This is a genomic window from Synechococcus sp. R8-2 (genome assembly GCF_047461715.1).
Lineage (GTDB): Bacteria > Cyanobacteriota > Cyanobacteriia > Thermostichales > Thermostichaceae > Thermostichus.
In genome coordinates, this window is the sequence record NZ_JANSHQ010000585.1 from 1 (window position 1) to 1,148 (window position 1,148).

The 1,148-nt window shown below is 64.6% G+C and carries 1 protein-coding gene; it reads right to left on the reverse strand.

Annotated features, from left to right (window positions below; translation table 11 throughout):
- Positions 1-1,139: hypothetical protein (locus tag NW819_RS12770; RefSeq protein WP_414413973.1), on the reverse strand; the 1,139-nt coding region annotated here is incomplete at its 3' end.
- Positions 1,140-1,148: the final 9 nt, after the last annotated feature.

Sequence of the window (1,148 nt, forward strand, 5' to 3'; positions counted from 1 at the left end):
TCCGTCCCGCTAACGCGAACAGAGCGCAGGGTTTGCATCAGGTGTTGGTAGGCCCGTTGTTGCAGCGAGGACTCCGTCCCACCAAAGGGCTCCCCACCGCTACCGCGAGCGCGTTCGGGATCCCCGTCGCCAACGACGACGGCCAGGATGATGGGGGTGGCAAAGCGCTGGATCCCGCGGGCCCAAGAGCGCAAGGTCTCATCGTGATCCCCATTGGCCAAGGCAGAAAGTTGGGCTGGATCTAGCCGCAGGCGCAGGTAGGGGACTGAGCCGCTTTCCCGCAGGCGACTGGCCAACTGCTGTGGAAAGTCCTGGCGGGGATCCCAGAGGTGATCCACGGCTGCCCAGGCGGGGGGTTGACCGATGGCCTGGCGGTAGGACAAGAGCTGATCCCAAGTGGGAATGCCCGGCCAAGCGACCCCGTGATACAGCCGACCCGGAGGTGGCGGCAGCGGCCTACCCCGCAGAAAGGGGGCGGAATCGGGTGGGATTGGCGAGGTGAGAACAACCTCCAGCCGCAGCGGCGGCAAGACCTCACCGGCAGGGGGATGCGGCAGGGAGAAAGGGAGGATCCAACTGCGCTCCTGGAACTGGCCTCGGATGATCTGCTGGGTGTGGAAGTCCTGGGGAGGTGGCAGCGGTTCCAGCGGGTCTTCCCCCCAGAAAGCCCGTTGGATTACCAAGCGCACCCCTGCGCCGGGGTGGATCAGAGGCGTGGTGGTATCCAGGTGAAAGCTACCCCTGAGGCGGGTGGACGTCTCATTGGGCTCAACCCGGAAGGAGAAGGTGAGCTGGTCAGATCGGTAGGTGCCTGGAGCGGGGGAAGCAGTGGGGGGCGGGGATCCCGGCAGGCTTTCGCAGTCGGTGCAGGGAAAAATGGCCTGCGGATGGAGAGAGACAGAAGCCTCGCGGGCAGATTGCAATTGCTGGGGGCTGATGACAAAGCTGGCCCAAAGATGCTTCAGACGGGGATCCCGACCAGGCTGAATATCGGAAAAGGATCGGCCTTCGGGAGTGGCCGTGCGGGTGCCGACAGCAGCGCCATCCAGAGGGACTGTAGAAACCGGGTCGCCAGCACATCCCCCCAAAAAACCAACCGACAAAATCAGCAGCAGCGCCCAGCCGCAAGTGCTCCGCACCGCTACCGC